Raw genomic sequence first — 16,601 nt, forward strand, 5'->3', positions numbered from 1 at the left:
GATTGAACATGTCGGACGAATGGAAAGACAGCAAGGCTGAAGTCGCGGGCAATAGTTCCGACGACAAAAGCTGGAAACTGCTGGAAAAGACCTTGTTGGCCGGTGTGCAAGAGCAGCGCCGCTCACGACGCTGGGGTATTTTCTTCAAGCTGCTGACGTTCGCTTATCTCATTGGCGCGCTGATGTTGTTTACGCCGCTGATGGATGTCGAAAAAGGTGTTTCTCGCGGCAAGAATCACACTGCGTTGATTGAAGTGCAGGGCATGATTGCGGACAAGGAGCCGGCCAGCGCCGATAACATCGTTGGCAGTCTGCGTGCGGCATTCGAGGATTCGAAGACCAAAGGTGTGATCCTGCGTATCAACAGCCCAGGTGGCAGCCCGGTACAGTCCGGCTATATTTATGACGAAATACGTCGGTTGCGCGCCGAGAAGCCGGATATCAAGGTTTACGCGGTCATCACCGATCTCGGGGCTTCAGGTGCCTATTACATTGCCAGTGCCGCCGACCAGATCTATGCCGACAAGGCGAGTCTCGTGGGTTCCATTGGGGTAACGGCAGCCGGTTTCGGTTTCGTCGGGATCATGGATAAGCTGGGCGTTGATCGTCGGACCTACACGTCGGGCGAGCACAAGGCGTTTCTTGATCCGTTCCAGCCGCAGAAGGCCGATGAGACTCAATTCTGGCAAGGCGTGCTGGACACCACTCATCGGCAGTTCATCGCCAGCGTCAAGCAGGGCCGTGGTGATCGCCTGAAGGACAAGGATCATCCCGAGTTGTTCTCCGGGTTGGTGTGGACCGGTGAGCAGGCGCAACAGCTTGGCCTGGTTGATGGTCTCGGCAGTGCCAGCTATGTGGCGCGTGAGATCATCGGTGAGAAAGAAATAGTCGATTACACCATTGAAGAGTCGCCGTTTGATCGCTTTTCCAAGAAGTTGGGCGTCAGCATGGCTAATCAGATAGCGATGTGGATGGGCTTCCAGGGGCCGTCGTTGCGTTAACGAAATCAGCGGTGTGTGCAAAGAAGCCCGGCCATTGGTCGGGCTTCTGCATTTCAGCGACTAAGGAATCGCGACCCCTTCGATCAGCAGCATGTCGATCAGGCGAATCAAGGGCAGGCCGATCAGGCTGGTGGCGTCGCTGCCTTCGGTGCTGCGAAACAGGCTTACACCCAATCCTTCGGCCTTGAAGCTTCCTGCGCAATCGTAGGGCTGCTCGGCGCGCAGGTAGCGCTCAAGGCTGGCTTGGTCCAGGTCGCGCATATGGACGGTGAACGGCACGCAATCGACCTGACAGTGGCCTGTACGGCTGTTGAGCAGTGCCAGGCCGGTCAGGAACGTCACGCTGGCGCCACGGGCTGCTGACAGTTGCTCCAGGGCGCGCTCGAACGTGTGGGGCTTGCCGAGAATCTGTCCATTGAGGACCGCGACCTGATCCGAGCCGATGATCAGGTGGTCTGAGTGACTGTCGGCAAGCGCCTGTGCTTTCTCTCGGGCCAGGCGCTGAACCAGTTCGATCGCGGGTTCTTCAGGGCGGCGGCTTTCATCGATATCAGGTGAGCAGCAGGTGAACGGCAGGCGCAGGCGAGCCAGTAATTCACGGCGGTAGGGCGAGCTCGATGCGAGTAGCAGAGGCGGCATACTGTTCTCCAAAGGATGAAAGGTCATTCTAATCAGCATTCAATATTGAGACTTTCAGTCTGCTGAAGCGTAGCGAGCGAAGGCGAGAAAGCGGAGTTTACGGGCTGTAAATGAGCATTTCGAGCCTGCTCTCAACGCAGCATTGTCAAGTGCAGTAGTTTCAACAGATTGAAAGGCCTGAATTTCCTTTGACAGAGGGAGGGCTCGTCCCTAGAATGCTGCGCCTATGTTGAATGACCCGATTCCACCTCACGTTGACCCGCGCAAATTAGCTGATCGTGGCACTACTCTTCAGGGAGAAGTACTGCTGGCTGATTTGGAGAGACTCTGCGACCCGCTTTCCGATAACCTCGGTACGGTGCAGGCTAAATTCATTTTTGAGCGAGACGAGCGCAGATCTGTGGTCATCCACAGTTCCATCGACGCCGAGGTCAAAATGGTTTGCCAGCGTTGTCTTGAGCTGGTCACCCTGCCGATCCACAGCGAATGCAGTTACGCTGTGGTGAAAGAGGGTGCGAATACCCAGTCGTTACCGAAAGGTTATGACGTGCTGGAACTGGGCGAAGATCCATTGGATCTGCTGGCATTGATCGAGGAGGAGCTGTTGCTCGCCTTGCCCATTGTGCCTGCTCATCATCCGGAAGAATGCCAGCAGCCGGCGGACCTTAACGAGTCCGAGCCGAGCGTGGACGAGGTAACGCGGTCCAACCCGTTCAGTGTATTGGCGCAGTTAAAGCGTGACCCAAACGTTTAGGAGTTAATCAATTATGGCTGTTCAGCAGAACAAAAAATCCCGCTCTGCCCGTGACATGCGTCGTTCGCACGACGCTCTTGTGGCAAGCACTCTGTCTGTAGAAAAAACCACAGGTGAAATTCACCTGCGTCACCACGTATCGCCGGAAGGTGTTTATCGTGGTCGCAAAGTGATCGACAAGGGCGCTGACGAGTAATTTCTTGTCCGCTCCGATCATCGCGATTGACGCAATGGGTGGGGACTTCGGTCCCCGCAGCATTGTGCAGGCCAGTATCGCTTGTTTGTTTGCTACGCCCTCGTTGCACCTGACCCTCGTCGGTCAAGCCCCCCTTATTGAAGAATTGATTGCTCGCCATTCCGGTGTGGATCGCTCACGTCTGCGTGTTGTAAATGCCAGCGAAGTGATCGCCATGGATGAGCGGCCTTCGCAGGCGTTGCGCAGCAAGCCCGATTCGTCGATGCGGGTGGCGTTGGGGTTGTTGGCCGAGGGCCAGGTTCAGGCCTGTGTAAGTGCGGGTAATACCGGCGCGTTGATGGCGCTGTCACGCTTTGTGCTCAAGACTTTGCCGGGCATCGATCGTCCCGCGATGATCGCAGCCATCCCGACCCAGCGTGGTTATTGCCAGTTGCTGGATCTGGGAGCAAATGTCGATTGCAGTGCCGAAAACCTTTACCAGTTCGCCGTCATGGGTTCGGTCGCGGCTGAGGCGTTGGGTGTTCCCCGGCCTCGAGTGGCGTTGCTCAATATCGGCACTGAGGACATCAAGGGTAATCAGCAAGTCAAATTGGCGGCTACTCTGCTTCAGGCTGCGCCGGGTTTGAACTACATCGGCTTCGTTGAGGGTGATGGGGTGTACCGTGGCGAGGCTGATGTCGTGGTGTGCGACGGTTTTGTCGGTAATATCCTGCTCAAGTCCAGCGAAGGGCTGGCGACGATGATCGGTGCGCGGATCGAATCGCTGTTCCAGCAGAATGTGTTTACAAGGGTCGTGGGTGCGTTAGCGCTGCCCATGCTCAAGCGTTTGCGGGCTGACCTGGCGCCTGCGCGGCATAATGGCGCGAGTTTTTTGGGTTTGCAGGGCATCGTCGTGAAAAGCCACGGTGCCGCAGGCGTGCAAGGCTTCCAGAGTGCGATTCAACGGGCCTTGATCGAAATACAGGAAAACCTCCCGCAACGCTTGGGTGGACGCCTTGAGGAGCTGCTTTAGGCTGTCTCCGGGCGTGAGTTGCGCAAATGTGACGCTGGTGACTGGTCAGTCATCCAACTGCCATTCACGGACAGTTAATTTTTGAGTTTTGCGCCGGGCTTGGCCGGGCGTCAATTTTCGACGACAAATCATTAGGGGCTTGATCAATGTCTGCATCCCTCGCATTCGTCTTTCCGGGTCAAGGATCACAGTCCCTCGGCATGCTCGCCGAGCAGGGCGCTCAGCACAAACTGATCCTCGACACCTTCAGTGAAGCTTCCGAAGCCTTGGGTTACGACCTTTGGGCGCTGACCCAGCAAGGGCCGGAAGAGCAACTCAATCAAACCGATAAAACCCAGCCTGCGATCCTGACGGCCTCCGTGGCGCTGTGGCGCCTGTGGTTGTCTGAAAGCGCTTTGCGCCCTGCGTATGTCGCCGGGCACAGCCTGGGTGAATACAGCGCGCTGGTAGCGGCAGGCAGCCTGACCTTGAGCGATGCGGTCAAGCTGGTGGAGCGCCGGGGTCAGTTGATGCAACAGGCTGTGCCTGCGGGCCAGGGCGGCATGGCTGCCATTCTGGGTCTGGACGATGCCGATGTGCTCGCGGCGTGCGCCGAGGCTGCCCAGGGTGACGTCGTCAGTGCGGTGAACTTTAATTCGCCGGGCCAGGTTGTGATCGCAGGTTCTGCTGCCGCTGTCGAGCGTGCCATCGAGGCCTGCAAGGCCCGTGGCGCCAAGCGTGCATTGCCATTGCCTGTGAGCGTGCCGTCGCATTGCGAATTGATGCGTCCGGCCGCTGAGCGCTTCGCTGAATCCATTGAGGCGATTGCCTGGCAGGCGCCGCAGATCAAGCTGGTACAGAATGTCAGCGCGTCAGCGGTGGCCGACCTCGATACCCTCAAGCGCGATTTGCTGGAACAATTGTACAAACCTGTGCGTTGGGTCGAATCTATCCAGTTCCTGGCAGCCCATGGCGCGACCCGATTGGTCGAGTGCGGGCCGGGTAAAGTGCTGGCGGGTTTGAACAAGCGCTGCGCCGAAGGCGTGACAACCTACAACCTCAATACCCCAGACGCCTTCGCCGCCACCCGTGCGGCACTGGCCTGATTAGGAGAAGCTTGCATGAACCTGCAAGGTAAAGTTGCACTGGTCACCGGTGCGAGCCGCGGTATTGGCCAAGCCATTGCCCTTGAGTTGGGACGTCATGGTGCGATCGTGGTCGGGACGGCAACGTCCGAGTCCGGCGCCGAGCGTATCAGCGCGACGTTCAAGGAAAACGGCATTGAAGGTTTCGGGCTGGCGCTCGACGTCTGCAGCGATGCGTCTGTCAGTGCGACGCTGGCATTGATTCAGGAGCGCGTTGGCGCCCCGTTGATTCTGGTCAATAACGCCGGTATCACCCGTGACAACCTGATGATGCGAATGAAAGATGACGAATGGCATGACGTTGTCGACACCAACCTGAACAGTCTATTTCGGCTGTCCAAGGGTGTTTTGCGCGGCATGACCAAGGCGCGTTGGGGTCGAATTATCAGTATTGGCTCGGTAGTGGGTGCCATGGGCAACGCAGGCCAAGTAAACTATGCGGCCGCGAAAGCCGGTCTGGAAGGTTTCAGCCGGGCCCTGGCCCGTGAAGTCGGCTCGCGTGCGGTCACCGTGAACGCGGTTGCACCTGGTTTTATCGATACTGATATGACCCGCGAGCTGCCAGAAGCGCAACGTGAGGCATTGATTACCCAGATTCCTTTGGGACGTTTGGGGCAGGCGCAAGAGATCGCGCACGTGGTCGCTTTTCTTGCATCTGAAGGTGCAGCCTACGTTACCGGGGCTACAATCCCGGTGAATGGCGGCATGTACATGAGTTGAATGTGACGGATCGCTTCAAAAAAATGTCATACGAGCGGTCTAAAATCCGTTATAAAGCTGCAATCTATTAATAGGCGGAAGGCGGGTGTGGTTACAGAGGATGAGCATTGAGCTTGAAATGCGTAAAACCTCTTCGCTACACTTACCCACCGGCCAGCTGCCTGAATTTGTCCACTAGGAGTTAAAACAAGGTATGAGCACCATCGAAGAGCGCGTCAAGAAAATCGTTATGGAGCAACTTGGCGTCAAAGCAGAGGAAGTGACAAACGCTGCTTCTTTCGTTGAAGACCTGGGCGCTGACTCCCTTGATACCGTGGAGCTGGTAATGGCTCTGGAAGAGGAATTCGAGACCGAAATTCCTGACGAAGAAGCCGAAAAAATCACTACCGTTCAAGCCGCTATCGACTACGTTACTGCCCACCAGGCGTAATGGTTTGTAATCGTCGCTTGCTGTCGGGAAAAACCGCACTGCCATCATGGCGTGCGGTTTTTTCTTTAGAAGTGATGTAAAGAGTCGTCAATAGATTAAAGGAGAGTGCTGTGTCGCGTAGACGCGTCGTAGTCACCGGTATGGGTATGTTGTCGCCATTGGGCACGGACGTTCCGAGCTCATGGCAGGGCATTCTGGCTGGTCGCAGTGGCATTGGTCTGATCGAACACACGGACCTTTCGGCCTTTACCACCCGTTTTGGCGGCTCGGTAAAAGGCTTCAACGTTGAGGAATATCTGGCGCCCAAAGAGGCACGGCGTCTCGACCTTTTCATTCAGTACGGTTTGGCCGCGAGCTTTCAAGCCGTGCGCAACTCCGGGCTTGAAGTGACCGACGCTAACCGTGATCGCATTGGCGTTGCCATGGGTGCGGGTATCGGTGGCTTGACCAATATCGAGAACAACGCACGCTCGTTGCATGAGCAAGGACCAGGGCGGATTTCTCCGTTTTTTGTGCCGGGTTCGATTATCAATATGATTTCCGGCTTCCTGTCGATCCATCTGGGCGCACAGGGGCCTAACTACGCCATCGCAACTGCGTGCACCACAGGCACCCATTGCATTGGTATGGCCGCACGCAACATCGCCTACGGTGAAGCTGACGTGATGATCGCCGGGGGTGCAGAAATGGCTGCCTGCGGTCTGGGTATGGGTGGCTTTGGTGCGTCTCGGGCGCTGTCTACCCGCAATGACGACCCTACCCGGGCAAGCCGTCCGTGGGACAAAGGGCGCGATGGTTTCGTCTTGTCCGATGGCGCTGGAGCCTTGGTGCTTGAAGAGTTGGAGCACGCCAAGGCGCGTGGCGCGACCATCTACGCCGAGCTGATCGGTTTTGGCATGAGCGGCGACGCTTATCACATGACATCGCCACCTGAAGACGGTGCCGGTGCTGCACGTTGCATTGCCAACGCGCTGCGTGATGCCAAGATCAACGTCGATGAAGTCCAGCACATCAACGCTCACGGCACATCGACCCTGGCGGGCGATTTGGCCGAAGCGTCGGCGATCAAGACCGTCTTTGGCGATCACGCCTACAAACTGGCTATCACGTCGACCAAATCGATGACCGGCCACTTGCTCGGTGCCGCAGGGGCGGTCGAGGCGATCTTCAGTATTCTGGCGATCAACGGTCAGGTCGCGCCGCCGACGATCAACCTTGATGAGCCGGGCGAAGGCTGCGATCTGGACTTTGTCCCGCACGAGGCCCGAAGCATGCCTATCGATGTTGTGCTCTCCAACTCCTTCGGGTTTGGCGGCACCAATGGGTCGCTGGTGTTCCGTCGGTACGCGGATTGATGCCGAGCTGGATCAATGGTCTTCCGGCCGAGACCCTGCCCGTGACGGATCGGGGTCTGGCTTACGGCGATGGTTTGTTTGAAACCATTGCCGTCAAGGCTGGGCAACCTTTGCTGTTCGAGCGTCACCTGCAGCGCCTGGCGACAGGTTGCAGTCGATTGGCGATTGCTGCGGATCAATCGTTGGTCCGCAGCGAATTGCTGGCGTTTGCTGCGCAGTTGGGCGAAGGCGTGATGAAGTTGATTCTCACCCGTGGCGACAGCTTGCGTGGCTACGCACCCGCACTCATGGCCGAGCCGCGGCGCATCCTTCAGGGCAGCGCGGCGCCAGCCTATCCGCCGGCTCATGCCGAGCAGGGTGTTTACCTGTTTCAATGCCTCACTCGTTTATCTGAACAACCCCTGCTGGCCGGGCTCAAGCATCTGAACCGGCTCGAGCAGGTGCTCGCGCGCAGCGAGTGGCAGGACAGCGCATACGCCGAAGGGCTGATGTGCGATACCTCCGGGCGGATTATCGAGGGCGTGTACAGCAACGTCTTTCTGATCAAGGAGGGTGTGCTGCTGACCGCTGACCTGAGCCGTTGCGGCGTGGCCGGTGTGATGCGCGCAGAACTGCTGGCTCAAGCCCGGATGCTGGGCATTGGCACTGAAGAGCGCGACATTCAGTGGCTCGATCTGGAGCAGGCGGACGAGGTTTTTCTGAGCAACAGTGTCTATGGTGTGTGGCCCGTGCGAGGGTTTGCACAGCTGAACTGGCCGGTTGGCCCGCTCACCCGTAAACTGCAGGATATTGCTCGCGCGCTTCTGGATGTTTGATCGGTGATTCGTAAATTATTGGTGTTGTTCGAAGGTTGTCTGGTCCTGGCAGGGTTACTGCTGGGTCTGTCCGTCTGGCAACAGGATGTAGCGCTGAAGCAACCCTTGAACCTGACCCAGGAGCAGTTGCTCGACGTCCCCGCAGGCTCCACGCCCACTGGCGTGCTTAATCGTTTGCAGGCCGACGGTGTGATCAAAGACGCCTTCTGGTTGCGTCTTTACTGGCGTTTCAATCTGTCTGATCAGTCGTTCCACAGCGGCGAATACCGCATGACACCCGCAATGGACGCCAAGGCGCTGCTGGGGTTGTGGCAGCGTGGCGAGGTCGTGCAATACAGCCTGACACTGGTCGAAGGCTGGAATTTCCGTCAGGTCCGTGCGGCCTTGGCCAAACAGCTCAAGCTTGAGCAGAACCTGGCCGGGTTGAGCGACACGGAATTGATGGCCAGGCTGGGCCATGCCGATGTATTCCCTGAAGGTCGTTTCTTCCCTGACACTTACCGTTACGTACGCGGCATGAGCGACGTCGACTTGCTCAAGCAGGCGTACAACCGACTGGATGAAGTCCTGGCGGAGGAATGGACCCGGCGCGCGGCCGACGTGCCTTACGTCGACCCGTATCATGCGTTGATCATGGCCTCGCTGGTCGAGAAAGAAACCGGCGTGCCACAGGAGCGTGCGCAAATCGCGGGCGTTTTTGTCCGGCGCCTGGAGATGGGGATGTTGTTACAGACCGATCCGACCGTGATCTACGGCCTTGGTGAGCGCTACAACGGCAAGCTGACCCGCGCCTCCCTGAAAGAGCCAACGCCCTATAACACTTATGTCATCGCTGGCTTGCCGCCGACCCCGATCTCATTGGTGGGACGCGAAGCCATCCATGCCGCGCTTAACCCGGTGCCTGGCAGCAGCTTGTATTTCGTTGCGCGCGGTGACGGCAGTCACGTGTTTTCTGCTGATCTGGACGCCCATAACAACGCGGTTCGCGAGTTTCAGCTCAAACGACGTGCGGACTATCGCTCCAGTCCGGCGCCTGTTTCCGCCCCGGGCGCCGTGTCACCGTCGGAGTCAGAGGTCGCACCGGCTCCCGCACCCACTGCCACGCCAGATGAAAAAAGCGAGCAGGGCCCGCAATGAATTTGATTAAGGACTGCCTGTGACTGGCTTGTTTATTACCCTGGAAGGTCCGGAAGGCGCTGGAAAAAGCACCAATCGCGAATACCTGGCCGAGCGTCTGCGCGCCCATGGTGTCGATGTTGTGCTGACCCGGGAGCCGGGCGGCACGCCTTTGGCCGAGCGGATTCGCGAGCTGTTATTGGCGCCGAGCGATGAGCCGATGAATGCCGATACCGAGTTGTTGCTAGTGTTCGCTGCCAGAGCCCAGCATCTGGCTGAAGTTATTCGTCCTGCACTGGCTCGCGGAGCAGTGGTGTTGTGTGATCGGTTTACAGATGCGACCTACGCTTACCAAGGGGGTGGCCGTGGCTTGTCCCATGAGCGAATCGCCGTCCTGGAGCATTTTGTCCAGGGTGATCTGCGTCCCGATCTGACCCTGGTGTTCGACTTGCCGGTGGAAGTCGGTCTGGCGCGTGCGACGGCCCGTGGGCGGCTCGACCGTTTCGAGCAGGAAGGCCGGACGTTTTTCGACGCCGTGCGCAGTACCTATCTGAAGCGTGCGGCCGCCAGTCCTGAGCGCTACCGTCTGGTGAACGCCGCGTTGTCGCTGTCTGAGGTTCAGCAGTCACTTGATGGCTTGCTGCCCGAGTTGCTGGAGCTTCAACGTGGCTGAGGCCTACCCCTGGCAAGAAAGTCTTTGGCAGCAACTGGCCGGGCGTAGCCAGCACGCGCACGCTTACTTGCTTCATGGGCCTGCGGGCATCGGCAAGCGCGCACTGGCGGAGCGCCTTATGGCTCGCTTGTTGTGTCAGCGCCCTGAAGGGCTGGATGCATGTGGCCAGTGCAAGTCCTGCCTGCTGCTGGTCGCGGGCAGTCACCCGGATAATTACGTGCTGGAGCCGGAAGAGGCGGACAAAGCGATCAAGGTCGATCAGGTTCGCGATCTGGTCAGCTTCGTTGTGCAGACCGCGCAAATGGGCGGTCGAAAGGTGGTATTGATCGAGCCTGCAGAGTCGATGAACGTCAACGCCGCCAACGCATTGCTCAAAAGCCTCGAAGAACCTTCTGGCAATACCGTGCTGTTGCTGGTCAGTCATCAGCCGAGCCGTTTGTTGCCGACAGTCAAAAGCCGTTGCGTGCAACAGGCCTGTCCGCTGCCCAGTGAGGCAATGAGCCTGGACTGGCTGGCCAACGCGTTGCCCGATTGCGCGGAGGATGAACGCGTCGAGCTGCTGGCTCTGGCCGCCGGTTCCCCCTTGGCGGCAGTCAGCCTGCAGGCTCAGGGCGTACGGGAGCAGCGGGCGCTGGTGGTGGACGGTGTGAAAAAACTGCTTAAGCACCAGCAATCACCCACTCAGTTGGCTGAAGGCTGGAAAGATATTCCGCTGTTGTTGCTGTTCGACTGGTTCTGCGACTGGTCGCATCTGATTCTGCGCTATCAGCTGACTCAGGACGAAGCGGGTCTCGGTTTGGGTGATATGCGTAAGGTGCTGCAATACCTGGCGCAGAAATCCACTCAGGGCAAGGTGCTCGGTATTCAGGATTGGGTGCTGGCCCAGCGTCAGAAAGTCATGTCCAAAGCCAACCTTAACCGGGTGTTGTTGCTCGAAGCGTTGTTGGTGCAGTGGGCAGGCTTGCCCGGACAAGGTTAGACTCAGTCATTCGGATCACGTCCCCAGGAGTTGCAATGAACTTGCCGCTGAGTCCAGGCCCACGGAATGGTATTTTGTCCCTGACGATCAAGGACAAATCCGTGTTGTACGCCGCTTATATGCCATTCATAAAAAATGGCGGGCTGTTCATCCCCACCAGCAAAAGCTACAAGCTGGGTGACGAGGTGTTCATGCTGCTCAACCTGATGGACGAGCCGGAAAAAATCCCGGTGACAGGCAAGGTTACCTGGATAACGCCCAAGGGCGCCCAGGGTAATCGGGCGGCGGGAGTTGGCGTCCAGTTCAATGATGGCGACAACACTGCCCGGAACAAGATTGAAACGTACCTGGCCGGAGCCCTGAAATCCGACCGTCCAACCCATACCATGTAGTTGCCATCCTGCCATGCTTGTAGATTCCCATTGCCACCTCGACCGTCTCGATCTCGCTGTGCATGCAGGTTCGCTCGATGCCGCCCTTGAGGCGGCGCGGGCGCGAGGCGTCGGGCATTTTCTGTGTATCGGTGTCAGCGCCGAGAATGCCGGAGCGGTCAAAGCCTTGGCTGAGCGTTATGACGACGTGGATTGTTCGGTGGGTATTCATCCGCTGGACCTGCAACCGGGCGAGGCGCCTGCACTGGACTGGCTGCTGGATGAGCTGAATCACCCGCGGGTGGTGGCCATTGGCGAGACGGGCCTTGATTACCACTATGAGCCCGAGGCTGCCGAGCTTCAGCAGCAATCGTTTCGCCTGCACCTGCAGGCTGCCAGCATCACGGGCAAGCCGGTCATCGTGCACACCCGTGGCGCTCGCGCCGACACCTTGAACCTGTTGCGAGAAGCTGCGTTGCCACACGCTGGCGTACTGCACTGCTTTACCGAAGATTGGGAGATGGCCAAGGCGGCGCTGGATCTGGGTTTTTATATCTCGTTATCCGGGATCGTCACCTTCCGTAATGCCGATGCGCTGCGAGACGTGGCACGTCAGGTGCCCGCTGATCGATTACTGGTGGAGACCGATTCGCCTTACCTGGCGCCGATTCCTTATCGGGGCAAACCCAACCTTCCGCAATATGTGCGGGAAGTGGCAGAGTTCCTGGCGATGTTGCGCGGTGAGTCCTACGAGCGTTTTGCCGAGCAGACCACTGAAAACTTTATGCGGCTGTTCCCTTTGGCGCATGTGAAGCGCTAGGGGATCTTTTCCCGAGTCTCCTCCCGAGCGCTGTCCCGCAGGATATTTTATGCAAAAAAAACCCGGGCTCTGGGGGGGGAATCCGGGTTAAGACCATTAGGAGTAAAACAAAGGCGCTCGGTCCATCGGCACCTTCATTGACGCGTCACTTGGGGGAGATGTCGCGTCAACTAACTTAGTATTGGTCAGGATTGGCGGACGTCCAGTCGCAGGTGCTCATTTTTTAAACAGATTTGGAATACACCCGCTTCTGTTGAGTTCTCAACGAGCAGACAGCGTGCGTACGATGGCCAATGTCTCCTCGATCACCCGCGATTCAGTATAGAAATGTGGGGAAAATCTGATGCCGGGTCCGCGTTGAACGCACACCACCTGTTCCTGTTTAAGGTGCTCGAATACGTGGGCGTTCGCTATACCGTCCAGGCTGAAGCTCAGGATTCCCGCGCGTTTCTCAGGGTTTTTCGGGGTGTGCAAACGGACACCTGGAATGGCGCTCAACCCTTCTTCGAGCCAGAGAACACGCTCGGCAATGGCTTTCCCCACTGTTTCCATGCCGACTTCTTCGAGCAGCGAAAGGCTGGCCTCCAATGCCATGGTGCCAAGCATGTTCGGGCTGCCGCATTCGAAGCGGCGCGCGGACAGGGCCGGTTCCCAGGTCGTGCGGTTGTAGTCACCCATATGCTCGAGCATGTGCCAGCCGAACTCACTGAGTTTCAGTTGTGGCCGCAATTCGCTGCGGCAATAAAACACGCCCAGGCCTTCCGGGCCCAGCAGCCACTTATGGCCGTCTGCCATGGCGAAGTCGCATTGGCTAGCCTGAACATCAAAGGGCAGGGCGCCTAATTGCTGGATAGCATCGATGCAGAACAGCACGCTGCGTTGTTTGCAGCCCTGGCCCAGGCGTTCGAGATCCAGGCGCAGGCCGGAAGCGTATTGCACTGCGCTGATCGACAGCAGCCGTGTGCGAGCACCGCAGGCGGCGAGCAGCGCCGCTTCCGGGTCGTCATTTTTGAGGCTGACCTGGATGACTTCGACGCCTTGGGGCGCCAGCGCCTCCCAGACGATGCGGTTGGATGGAAACTCTTCGTCGCTGATAACGATCTGGTCGCCGGCTTTCCAGTCCAGTCCAAACGCAACGAATGACAGCGCTTCCGAGGTGTTTTTGACCAGGGCGATGTCATCGGTCGACGGCGCGTTCAATAGACGCATCAGGCGTTCACGCAAGCGTTGCTCTACCACCATCCAGTCCGGATAGTCCCGCGCGCCCAGTAAAACGTTCTCCTGAGCGAAGCGGCTGACGGCGGTCGCGGCGCGTTTTGGCCAGGGGGCGACCGCAGCGTGGTTTAAATATCGCAGGCCCGGGGCCTGTGCAAATTCATCAAGAAACGTAGACATGGTCGGATGATCCGTGCAATTTGGCGCAAGTTAGGCATAATACGCGGCTTCGATTTTGACCCCTACAGACCTTTTCTTATGCAAAAAGAACCTCGTAAGGTCCGTGAGTTTCGTCGCCGCGAGCAAGAAATTCTCGATACCGCGCTAAAGCTGTTCCTCGATCAAGGTGAAGACAGTGTCACCGTCGAGATGATCGCTGATGCCGTGGGTATCGGCAAAGGCACCATCTATAAGCACTTCAAGTCCAAGGCGGAGATCTACCTGCGCCTGATGCTCGACTACGAGCGCGATTTGAACGAGTTGCTCCACTCTGCCGACGTCGACAAGGATAAGGAAGCTTTATCCCGCGCCTACTTCGAATTCCGCATGCGCGATCCTCAGCGCTACCGGTTGTTCGATCGTCTGGAAGAAAAAGTGGTCAAGGGCAATCAAGTACCGGAGATGGTCGAGGAGTTGCACCGGATTCGCGCGTCGAACTTCGAGCGCCTGACCTTGTTGATCAAGGGTCGGATCAGCGAAGGCAAGCTCGAAGACGTGCCCCCTTATTTCCATTTCTGCGCGTCCTGGGCACTGGTGCATGGCGCCGTGGCCCTGTATCACTCGCCGTTCTGGAGCAATGTGCTGGAAGACCAGGAGGGCTTTTTTCAGTTCCTGATGGACATCGGCGTGCGCATGGGCAACAAGCGCAAGCGTGATACCGATACCCCGCCAGGCAGCTGATATATTCGGTACCTTTATAGCGACAGGTAGTGAATGCAGGGATCGTCGGCGCGGGAATATACTGGGGTCCGGGGTTGGTAAAAACGTGATGCTCAGTCATGTTTCGCCGGCCTAATTTCTTAGCCGGAGTCGCTCATGATCGTTGACCGTCAAGGCAGGCGTTTCCGCAACTTGCGAATCAGCCTGACTTCAGCCTGCAACTATGCGTGTACCTACTGTGTGCCCAACGGCAAACGGTTGGTGGCTGCGCAGGATGAGTTGTCGGCCGATGCCATGGCGCGTGGCGTAGCGTATCTGATCGAAGCCGCGGGCATTGAGCGTCTGCGCATTACCGGCGGTGAGCCACTGGTGAGCCCGAAGCTGGAAGCGTTCATGGGTCGAGTCGGGCAGTTGGGTCTGGCCGACATCAGCCTGACCACCAATGGACAATTACTCGCTCGCAAGCTGCCATTGCTGGTCGATGCGGGTATTCGCCGGCTCAACGTGTCCCTCGATACCCTCGACCCTGTGGCCTTCCGCCAGATCGCCCGTGGCGGGGATCTGGCCAGCGTGCTGGATGGCATGGATCAGGCGCGCGCTGCCGGGATCAAAATCAAAGTCAACATGGTGCCGCTGCGTGGGCAAAACCTGGATCAGGTGATGCCGATGCTCGACTACTGCCTTGAGCGCGGGTACGAGCTGCGGTTTATCGAGCTGATGCGCATGGGCCATCTGGCCAGCGATTCGAATGCCTTCCTGCAGCAGTTTGTCAGCCTGCAACAATTGCTGGCATTGATCGGCGAGCGTTATGAGTACCTGCAAGCCGATGCGCCGGTCGATGCGACAGCTGTCCGCTATCAAATTCCCGACCTTGGTTTTTTCGGCGTGATTGCCAACGAAAGCGTGCCGTTCTGCCGTACCTGCTCGCGTTTGCGCCTTTCTTCCACGGGTTGGTTGCACGGCTGCCTGTCCTCCAGCAACCGCCATTACGTCGGCGATCTGTTGGATAAGCCACGCCACGAAGCCTTGCCAGCGCTGCAGCGTTTGCTGGTCAAAGCCTTGGGCGACAAGCAAGAAGTAGCGTTTTCCGGCGGCGCCACGATCATGAAAATTATCGGCGGCTAAGCCTCGCGCCTCCCGGCGTCCCGCGCAAAACTGTCCACCACTGTCGCTCATGCACTGCCTGATGGCGCGGAAGCTGCATCTTGTGCCCATTCGCCGGTTTTCCGTCACCGGCACGAGGGAGTGGATGATGCGTAGTCTGGTTTTGCTACTGACGCTGCTGGCGTTGAGTGGCTGCATGAGTGTCAGTGACATGGGGCAGGGCGCTCACGATCAGTTGAGCGATGCGGGCTTGCTCGATCACAGCAACACGAGTCGCGCCAACAATCTGCGTATCCAGGCAGACTCCTTCATCTATATCGCCCAAGGCTCATTCGTTCCCCCCGGCAATGCCTATCCGCGGCCTAATGTCGTGGCGGAAGAAGCCTTTAACGGCTTTGTCGAATACTTCCCTATGGTTCGTCGGGCCCGAGCGCCGATTGGCCTGGACGCTGCCTTAAGTGAGGCGCGCGCGGCGGGTGCGCACTATTTGCTGTACACCCGTTTCGCCAAAGGTGACGACAGGATCGGCAACACTGACGAATGGCACGACCAGCAAGCCGTGGACCGGCTGGGTGTCGACAGCGGCGTGATTCAGCTGATGCTGATCGAAACCAGCACCCGCTATTTGATCGATACCGCACGGATTCACACTCGCGGCGGATTGCTGACACTGCGCAACACCAAGCCCGAAGATTTGCTTGGTCCACCCTTGGAGGACTACGCTCGCAGTCTATTAGGCATGAGTCGCTAAGGAGAAAGGCATGAGTGGTCCCGGCAATGCCAACGATCTATTCGCGCAGATTCCCAAGTCGAAGGGGTTGCCGCCTGTTCATCTGTGGAATCCTGATTTTTGCGGCGATATAGACATGCGTATCGCCCGTGATGGCACGTGGTATTACCTCGGCACGCCCATTGGACGTAAGCCTATGGTGCGCCTGTTCTCCACGATCATGCGCCGTGACGGCGACGACTACTTCCTGATCACTCCGGTGGAGAAGGTCCGGATCAGGGTGGATGACGCGCCCTTTGTCGCGGTCAGCCTTGAAGTGGAAGGCCAGGGCGAAGATCAGCGCTTGCGCTTCACCACCAATGTCGAGGATCAGACCGAGGCGGGGCCCGAGCATCCGATACGGGTAGAAATCGACCCGGTTACCCAGGAACCAACGCCCTACGTCCATGTGCGGGTCAACCTGGAAGCGCTGATGCACCGCAATGTGTTCTATCAATTGGTTGATTTGGCGGTGACGCGAGAAATAGACGGCCAGCGTTGGTTGGGTGTATGGAGTGGTGGAGAATTTTTTCGAATCGGACTCGAGCCCTGAAATGGGCTGTCAGTAGCGCTGGACCTGTCTCTGTTCCTGCGGTTAATTGCCTGTCGGTACCTCGACGGTTAAAGTG

20 protein-coding genes are annotated in these 16,601 nt (G+C 58.1%); 18 read left to right on the top strand and 2 right to left on the bottom strand.

Annotated features, from left to right (window positions below):
- Positions 1-8: 8 nt before the first annotated feature.
- Positions 9-1,001: a signal peptide peptidase SppA gene (gene sppA, locus AC1MEA_RS14300; protein ID WP_480416536.1), complete on the top strand. Its 993-nt coding sequence runs from the start codon at positions 9-11 to the stop codon at positions 999-1,001.
- 60 nt (positions 1,002-1,061) lie between these two features.
- On the opposite strand, the gene AC1MEA_RS14305 is transcribed toward sppA, so the two are convergent.
- Positions 1,062-1,640 (bottom strand): Maf family protein, encoded by a 579-nt coding sequence (locus tag AC1MEA_RS14305; RefSeq protein ID WP_480416537.1) that lies wholly within the window; start codon positions 1,638-1,640, stop codon positions 1,062-1,064.
- A gap of 226 nt (positions 1,641-1,866) precedes the next feature.
- On the opposite strand from AC1MEA_RS14305, the gene AC1MEA_RS14310 reads away from it, so the two are divergent.
- The 13 genes from AC1MEA_RS14310 (at position 1,867) to AC1MEA_RS14370 (ending at position 12,005) form a co-directional block, all read left to right on the top strand.
- A complete protein-coding gene (locus AC1MEA_RS14310; RefSeq protein WP_219061630.1) occupies positions 1,867-2,394 on the top strand; it encodes a YceD family protein in 528 nt (175 codons plus the stop codon).
- A 13-nt stretch (positions 2,395-2,407) separates the two neighbouring features.
- Complete coding sequence (rpmF, locus tag AC1MEA_RS14315; RefSeq protein ID WP_219061629.1) at positions 2,408-2,590, top strand: 50S ribosomal protein L32; 183 nt, start codon at positions 2,408-2,410, stop codon at positions 2,588-2,590.
- A gap of 4 nt (positions 2,591-2,594) precedes the next feature.
- Positions 2,595-3,602, top strand: coding sequence for a phosphate acyltransferase PlsX (plsX, locus tag AC1MEA_RS14320; RefSeq protein WP_219061628.1), 1,008 nt, complete (start codon positions 2,595-2,597; stop codon positions 3,600-3,602).
- Positions 3,603-3,748: 146 nt separating this feature from the next.
- Positions 3,749-4,687 carry an ACP S-malonyltransferase gene (fabD, locus tag AC1MEA_RS14325; protein ID WP_219061627.1) on the top strand — a complete coding sequence of 313 codons (939 nt, stop codon included), beginning with the start codon at positions 3,749-3,751 and terminating at the stop codon, positions 4,685-4,687.
- 15 nt (positions 4,688-4,702) lie between these two features.
- Positions 4,703-5,446 carry a 3-oxoacyl-ACP reductase FabG gene (gene fabG / locus AC1MEA_RS14330; protein ID WP_219061626.1) on the top strand — a complete coding sequence of 248 codons (744 nt, stop codon included), beginning with the start codon at positions 4,703-4,705 and terminating at the stop codon, positions 5,444-5,446.
- A 193-nt stretch (positions 5,447-5,639) separates the two neighbouring features.
- On the top strand, positions 5,640-5,876 hold the full coding sequence (acpP, locus tag AC1MEA_RS14335) for an acyl carrier protein (RefSeq protein WP_219061625.1): 237 nt from the start codon (positions 5,640-5,642) through the stop codon (positions 5,874-5,876).
- Positions 5,877-5,986: 110 nt separating this feature from the next.
- On the top strand, positions 5,987-7,231 hold the full coding sequence (fabF, locus tag AC1MEA_RS14340) for a beta-ketoacyl-ACP synthase II (protein WP_480416538.1): 1,245 nt from the start codon (positions 5,987-5,989) through the stop codon (positions 7,229-7,231).
- On the top strand, positions 7,231-8,046 hold the full coding sequence (pabC, locus tag AC1MEA_RS14345; protein WP_480416539.1) for an aminodeoxychorismate lyase: 816 nt from the start codon (positions 7,231-7,233) through the stop codon (positions 8,044-8,046). The genes fabF and pabC overlap by 1 nt, the downstream gene beginning before the upstream one ends.
- Before the next feature lie 3 nt (positions 8,047-8,049).
- Positions 8,050-9,183, top strand: a complete 1,134-nt coding sequence (gene mltG, locus AC1MEA_RS14350) for an endolytic transglycosylase MltG (RefSeq protein ID WP_480416540.1) — start codon at positions 8,050-8,052, stop codon at positions 9,181-9,183.
- Between the two features lie 19 nt (positions 9,184-9,202).
- Positions 9,203-9,835 (top strand): dTMP kinase, encoded by a 633-nt coding sequence (gene tmk, locus AC1MEA_RS14355; protein ID WP_219061621.1) that lies wholly within the window; start codon positions 9,203-9,205, stop codon positions 9,833-9,835.
- On the top strand, positions 9,828-10,814 hold the full coding sequence (locus AC1MEA_RS14360; RefSeq protein ID WP_219061620.1) for a DNA polymerase III subunit delta': 987 nt from the start codon (positions 9,828-9,830) through the stop codon (positions 10,812-10,814). The genes tmk and AC1MEA_RS14360 overlap by 8 nt, the downstream gene beginning before the upstream one ends.
- A 35-nt stretch (positions 10,815-10,849) precedes the next feature.
- On the top strand, positions 10,850-11,206 hold the full coding sequence (locus AC1MEA_RS14365) for a PilZ domain-containing protein (protein ID WP_219061619.1): 357 nt from the start codon (positions 10,850-10,852) through the stop codon (positions 11,204-11,206).
- 13 nt (positions 11,207-11,219) lie between these two features.
- Positions 11,220-12,005 carry a TatD family hydrolase gene (locus AC1MEA_RS14370; protein ID WP_480416541.1) on the top strand — a complete coding sequence of 262 codons (786 nt, stop codon included), beginning with the start codon at positions 11,220-11,222 and terminating at the stop codon, positions 12,003-12,005.
- 261 nt (positions 12,006-12,266) lie between these two features.
- Here the strand turns inward: AC1MEA_RS14370 and AC1MEA_RS14375 are convergent, their stop codons facing one another.
- Complete coding sequence (locus AC1MEA_RS14375; RefSeq protein ID WP_480416542.1) at positions 12,267-13,400, bottom strand: aminotransferase class V-fold PLP-dependent enzyme; 1,134 nt, start codon at positions 13,398-13,400, stop codon at positions 12,267-12,269.
- Between the two features lie 78 nt (positions 13,401-13,478).
- Here AC1MEA_RS14375 and AC1MEA_RS14380 point away from each other — a divergent pair, with 78 nt between their 5' ends.
- The 4 genes from AC1MEA_RS14380 (at position 13,479) to AC1MEA_RS14395 (ending at position 16,525) form a co-directional block, all read left to right on the top strand.
- Complete coding sequence (locus tag AC1MEA_RS14380) at positions 13,479-14,120, top strand: TetR/AcrR family transcriptional regulator (protein ID WP_219061616.1); 642 nt, start codon at positions 13,479-13,481, stop codon at positions 14,118-14,120.
- Positions 14,121-14,255: 135 nt separating this feature from the next.
- On the top strand, positions 14,256-15,224 hold the full coding sequence (locus AC1MEA_RS14385; protein WP_449633732.1) for a GTP 3',8-cyclase MoaA: 969 nt from the start codon (positions 14,256-14,258) through the stop codon (positions 15,222-15,224).
- A 127-nt stretch (positions 15,225-15,351) separates the two neighbouring features.
- Positions 15,352-15,954: a DUF4823 domain-containing protein gene (locus AC1MEA_RS14390; RefSeq protein ID WP_219061614.1), complete on the top strand. Its 603-nt coding sequence runs from the start codon at positions 15,352-15,354 to the stop codon at positions 15,952-15,954.
- A gap of 10 nt (positions 15,955-15,964) precedes the next feature.
- Entirely contained in the window at positions 15,965-16,525 is a 561-nt protein-coding gene (locus AC1MEA_RS14395; protein WP_219061613.1) for a DUF1285 domain-containing protein, read from the top strand.
- Positions 16,526-16,601: the final 76 nt, after the last annotated feature.

Source organism: Pseudomonas sp. ASL8 (assembly GCF_056680355.1).

Excerpts from the sequence above, each read along its gene's own strand:
- AC1MEA_RS14305 (WP_480416537.1), bottom strand. The coding sequence starts at position 1,640 with ATGCCGCCTCTGCTACTCGCATCGAGCTCGCCCTACCGCCGTGAATTA.
- fabG (WP_219061626.1), top strand. The coding sequence starts at position 4,703 with ATGAACCTGCAAGGTAAAGTTGCACTGGTCACCGGTGCGAGCCGCGGT.
- rpmF (WP_219061629.1), top strand. The coding sequence starts at position 2,408 with ATGGCTGTTCAGCAGAACAAAAAATCCCGCTCTGCCCGTGACATGCGT.
- AC1MEA_RS14310 (WP_219061630.1), top strand. The coding sequence starts at position 1,867 with ATGTTGAATGACCCGATTCCACCTCACGTTGACCCGCGCAAATTAGCT.
- AC1MEA_RS14370 (WP_480416541.1), top strand. The coding sequence starts at position 11,220 with ATGCTTGTAGATTCCCATTGCCACCTCGACCGTCTCGATCTCGCTGTG.
- AC1MEA_RS14365 (WP_219061619.1), top strand. The coding sequence starts at position 10,850 with ATGAACTTGCCGCTGAGTCCAGGCCCACGGAATGGTATTTTGTCCCTG.
- AC1MEA_RS14395 (WP_219061613.1), top strand. The coding sequence starts at position 15,965 with ATGAGTGGTCCCGGCAATGCCAACGATCTATTCGCGCAGATTCCCAAG.
- pabC (WP_480416539.1), top strand. The coding sequence starts at position 7,231 with ATGCCGAGCTGGATCAATGGTCTTCCGGCCGAGACCCTGCCCGTGACG.
- AC1MEA_RS14385 (WP_449633732.1), top strand. The coding sequence starts at position 14,256 with ATGATCGTTGACCGTCAAGGCAGGCGTTTCCGCAACTTGCGAATCAGC.
- AC1MEA_RS14375 (WP_480416542.1), bottom strand. The coding sequence starts at position 13,400 with ATGTCTACGTTTCTTGATGAATTTGCACAGGCCCCGGGCCTGCGATAT.
- AC1MEA_RS14390 (WP_219061614.1), top strand. The coding sequence starts at position 15,352 with ATGCGTAGTCTGGTTTTGCTACTGACGCTGCTGGCGTTGAGTGGCTGC.
- AC1MEA_RS14380 (WP_219061616.1), top strand. The coding sequence starts at position 13,479 with ATGCAAAAAGAACCTCGTAAGGTCCGTGAGTTTCGTCGCCGCGAGCAA.
- sppA (WP_480416536.1), top strand. The coding sequence starts at position 9 with ATGTCGGACGAATGGAAAGACAGCAAGGCTGAAGTCGCGGGCAATAGT.
- fabD (WP_219061627.1), top strand. The coding sequence starts at position 3,749 with ATGTCTGCATCCCTCGCATTCGTCTTTCCGGGTCAAGGATCACAGTCC.
- acpP (WP_219061625.1), top strand. The coding sequence starts at position 5,640 with ATGAGCACCATCGAAGAGCGCGTCAAGAAAATCGTTATGGAGCAACTT.